Annotated in this window: 2 protein-coding genes; one reads left to right on the top strand and one right to left on the bottom strand. The window is 70.2% G+C overall.

Annotated features, from left to right (window positions below; all coding sequences use genetic code 11):
- Window positions 1–955: zinc-binding dehydrogenase (locus tag PVW46_RS21320; RefSeq protein ID WP_274577494.1), on the bottom strand; the 955-nt coding region annotated here is incomplete at its 3' end.
- Window positions 956–1,483: 528 nt separating this feature from the next.
- On the opposite strand from PVW46_RS21320, the gene PVW46_RS21315 reads away from it, so the two are divergent.
- Window positions 1,484–3,154, top strand: a complete 1,671-nt coding sequence (locus PVW46_RS21315; protein WP_274577493.1) for a Y-family DNA polymerase — start codon at window positions 1,484–1,486, stop codon at window positions 3,152–3,154.
- Window positions 3,155–3,214 lie beyond the last annotated feature (60 nt).

The raw sequence follows: 3,214 nt of genomic DNA, 5'->3' as shown, positions 1-3,214 counted from the left end.
GCGCGCCGCCAAAGGCGGTGCCGCGCCAGGTGCGGCCCGTGACCAGCTGGAAGGGACGGGTGGAAATCTCGGCCCCGGCGGGCGCCACGCCGATGATGATCGACTCGCCCCAGCCCTTGTGCGCCGCTTCCAGCGCCGTGCGCATGACGTTCACATTGCCCGTCGCGTCAAAGGTGTAATCCGCGCCACCCTTGGTCAGGTCGACCAGGTAGGGGACAAGATCGCCCTCGACCTCGTTGGGGTTGACGAAATCGGTCATGCCGAACTTCTCGGCCATCGCCTTCTTGTCGGGGTTCAGGTCGACGCCGACGATCTGATCCGCCCCTGCCAGCCGCAGGCCCTGGATCACGTTCAGGCCGATGCCGCCCAGGCCGAACACGATCGCGCGGCTGCCGATCTCGACCTTGGCGGTATAAATCACCGCGCCGATGCCGGTGGTGACGCCGCAACCGATGTAACAGACCTTGTCGAAGGGCGCGTCGGGGTTGATCTTGGCCAGGCTGACCTCGGGCAGAACCGTGTGGTTCGAGAAGGTCGAACAGCCCATGTAATGCAGGATCGGCGTGCCATCGAGCATGGAAAAGCGCGAGGTGCCGTCCGGCATCAGCCCTTGGCCCTGCGTCGCGCGCACGCTCTGGCACAGGTTGGTCTTGGGGTTGAGGCAGTATTCGCACTGGCGGCATTCGGCGGTGTACAGCGGGATGACATGGTCGCCCGGCTTCAGCGAGGTCACGCCGGGGCCGACCTCCAGCACCACGCCCGCGCCCTCGTGGCCCAGGATCGCCGGGAACAGCCCCTCGGGGTCGGCGCCCGACAGGGTGAACTCGTCGGTGTGGCAGATCCCTGTCGCCTTGATTTCCACCAGGACCTCGCCGGCCTTGGGGCCTTCCAGGTTCACTTCCATGACCTCAAGCGGCTTGCCCGCTTCCAGGGCTACTGCGGCTCTTGTGCGCATTGTCGATCCTTCCCGTGGATTTGAAATTGCGCGGACTCTGATGCAAAGCGGGGGCCGTCGCAAGCGCGCGCCGGGCCTTTTTTGGGGCGCGTCGCCCGGCGCCGGACACCCGATACAACCGCTGGTTTCCCAAAGGTCAGGGGGCGACCGGAGGCCGGGCAAATGCGACATGCGGGCCGCCGCTTCCTTCCCCCGGTCCCGCCCTGTCCCGCCTGCGGCCTTTGCGCCCGTTAACCGGATTTCCGCCCCGCGCGGCCCCGGCGCGTCAGAGATCGCGCCGCGTTTTGTACAAAATGCTGGAATCGCCGTACCTTTTGTACGTTTTGTACGATTCGCAGCGGCGGGGCGGGGCTGGCACCTGTCATCTGCCTTGTGGTTCGCGGACATTTCACCCCCAAGGTCTTGTGTTGCGCTTGCGGCGTACGCGCCGTTACCCCATCGCGCGCGCTCGAAACCCCGCCTCCCGGACTCGACTCCGCGCCTCGCGAAAGCTAGAACATAACGAGAACACGCTGCCCGCGATTCCCCATGCCCAACCGCCGCATCCTCTCGCTCTGGTTTCCCCGCCTTGGCGCCGAACGCCTGATCCGCGCCCAGCCCCACCTGGCCGAGGTGCCCTTTGCCACCGTCGCGCAAGAGGGCTCCGCACAGGTGCTGGGGTCGCTGTCCCTGGCCGCCTCGCAGGCCGGGCTGCGCCCCGGCCAACCGCTGCGCGACGCCCATGCCATGTGCGCAGGCCTGCTCACCCGCCCCGCGCAACCCATTCAGGAGAAAGACTTTCTTGGCGCACTGCACCGCTGGGCGGGCAAGTTCTCGCCCTGGGTTGCGGTGGAACCGCCCGACGCGCTGGTGATCGACCTGACCGGCTGCGCGCATCTCTTCGGCGGCGAGGAACAGCTGGCACAACAGGCCACGCAGGACTGTGCCGACCTTGGCCTGACGGTGCATTTCGGCATCGCCGACACGCTGGGCGCGGCCTGGGCGCTGGCGCGTTTCTCGCAGCAACAGGCCGCCCCCGCCCGCACCGGCGACGCCATCGACCAGGAGGCCCCCGCCACCCGCGCCCGCGCCGGCAAGCGCCGCCACTGGACCCGCGGCGGCACCGCCCCACCACGCCCCGCCGCGCAGGGCCTGGGCACGCGCATCGCGCCCCCCGGCCAGGGCTGGCGCGCGCTCTCGCCCCTGCCCATCGCCGCCCTGCGGCTGGAACCCCATGTTATCGAACAGCTTTCCCGCCTCGGCCTGCGCCGCGTGGGGGATCTCCTGGGCCAGCCCCGCGCGCCGCTGGCACGCCGGTTCGGGCGCGGCCTGGTCGACCGGCTCGACCAGGCCACCGGCGCCGCGCCCGAGCCGGTCTCGCCCAGCGCGCCGCCGGATCGCTTTGCCCTGCGCATGTCCTTTCCCGATCCCATCGGGCTGGAAGAGGACGTGGCCGAGGCCCTCTCGCGCATGACGGAACGGCTCTGCACCACGCTCAGGGCCAGCGGGCGCGGCGCCCGATCACTGCGGATCGAGGCGCACCGCTGCGACCACCAGATGCACTGGCAGACCGTCACCAGCGCCGTGGCCAGCGACCAGCCGCACCGGCTCATGCCCCTGATAAGGCTCAAGATCTCCGGGCTGGAGGCCGGCCCCGGCATCGACATGCTGCGGCTCGAGGCGGTGGTGCACGAACCGCTGCACGCCCGCACCCGCACCGGCCACCTGGAGGCCGCGGAACAGGGCACCCGCCGCGTCCAGGGCGGCGCCGCGCTCGATGACCTGGTCAGCCGGCTCGGCGCCCGGCTGGGGATGGAGACGATCACCCGCCGCGCCCCTGCCGACAGTCATATCCCTGAAAAGGCGTCACAAATCCTGGCCGCCGCCTGGTCACGGCCCGCGCGCGACTGGCCCGCGCGCGACTGGCCCGCGCCCGCCGTGCCCCGCCCTCTGCTGCTCTGGCGCCCCGAGCCGGTGACCGCCCCCGACACGCCGCGTCCGCCGCGAACCTTCCGCTGGCGCGGGCGCGACTGGCAGGCAAGCGCGCAGACCGGGCCGGAACGGATCGCGCCGGAATGGTGGCTGGATGATCCCGACTGGCGCTCGGGGCCCCGCGACTACTGGCGGGTAGACACGGACCGGGGCGAAAGGCTCTGGCTCTTCTACGCGCATGGCGGCGCCACCTCCTCGGGCTGGTTCTGCCAGGGCAGCTTTGCCTGAGCGCCCCAAGCTTCTTCTTTGCAAAAATACTCCCGGGGGAGTCGACCGCAGGGAGACGGG

It is taken from the genome of Mameliella sp. AT18 (assembly GCF_028807275.1).
In the GTDB taxonomy this organism is placed as follows: domain Bacteria; phylum Pseudomonadota; class Alphaproteobacteria; order Rhodobacterales; family Rhodobacteraceae; genus Antarctobacter; species Antarctobacter albus.
Note: the sequence above shows the minus strand (reverse complement) of the source record. Positions and strands in the feature narration are given on the sequence as shown.